The sequence below is a fragment of the Streptomyces sp. Y20 genome (assembly GCF_043195475.1).
Classification (GTDB): domain Bacteria; phylum Actinomycetota; class Actinomycetes; order Streptomycetales; family Streptomycetaceae; genus Streptomyces.
On record NZ_JBIDDP010000057.1, the window covers coordinates 1 to 341 of the forward strand.

A 341-nucleotide genomic window follows, 5' to 3' on the forward strand; every position below is an offset into this window, starting at 1 on the left:
CCCCCGCAAGCCGCGCGTCCAAAGCCGCACACGCCTCGTCCAACGCCCGAGCGAACACCGGGAACCGCTCATACAACCCCGCACCCATACCCACACGCTGCGAACCCTGACCGGGGAAGACGAACACGATCTTCCCTTCGGTATCCGACCCCGTCACCACGACCGGGGACGACTCCCCCGCAGCCAGCGCGCCCAGCCCCGCCACGGCCTCCTCACGCGAACCGGCGACCACGACCGCCCGCTCGGCCAGGACCGCGCGCTGCGTGACCAAGGCGCCGGCGACAGACGCCATCGGCGCGCCGCTCCGGCGGACGAACTCCGCCAACCGACCCGCCTGGCCG

At 73.0% G+C, this 341-nt stretch carries 1 protein-coding gene; it reads right to left on the reverse strand.

Translation table 11 applies throughout. The annotated features are described in order from the left end of the window. Positions 1–292 (reverse strand): hypothetical protein (locus tag ACGFT1_RS35835; RefSeq protein ID WP_373913167.1); only part of this gene is annotated, 292 nt, incomplete at its 3' end. Positions 293–341 lie beyond the last annotated feature (49 nt).